The organism is Corynebacterium sp. HMSC076G08 (assembly GCF_001811515.1).
Taxonomy (GTDB): Bacteria; Actinomycetota; Actinomycetes; order Mycobacteriales; family Mycobacteriaceae; genus Corynebacterium; species Corynebacterium hiratae.
In genome coordinates this window covers 1-488 of sequence record NZ_KV805012.1, presented here as the reverse complement: position 1 = coordinate 488, position 488 = coordinate 1, and the positions used below count along the sequence as shown (strand labels likewise).

Annotated in this window: 1 rRNA gene; it reads left to right on the top strand. The window is 52.0% G+C overall.

The annotated features are described in order from the left end of the window. A 23S ribosomal RNA gene (locus HMPREF2806_RS02330) occupies positions 1-488 on the top strand; the annotation flags it as partial.

Below are 488 nucleotides of genomic sequence, written 5' to 3'. Positions count from 1 at the left end.
TTGTTGATGTCGTGGGGCCTGATGTGTGGTTCAAGTGATGGGGTGACACAGTGTAGTAGCCATGCCGCTTAGTGGATTGTTGGTGTAAGCGTGTGAGGTGGTGTGTAGGCAAATCCGCACACCGTTGTACCTGAGGCGTGATGCGTAGCCCAATTGGGGTGAAGTTGGTGATCTAGTACTGTCGAGAAAAGCCTCTAGCGATGTGGATGTATGGCCCGTACCCTAAACCGACACAGGTGGTCAGGTTGAAAATACTAAGGCGTTCGGGTGAACTGTGGTTAAGGAACTCGGCAAAATGCCCCCGTAACTTCGGGAGAAGGGGGACCACACGACTTAAACCAGCCTTTGCGTTGGTGGTGGGTTGTGGGGTCGCAGAGAATAGAGGGAAGCGACTGTTTATCAAAAACACAGGTCCATGCGAAGACGTTAAGTTGATGTATATGGACTGACGCCTGCCCGGTGCTGGAAGGTTAAGAGGACCGGTTAGT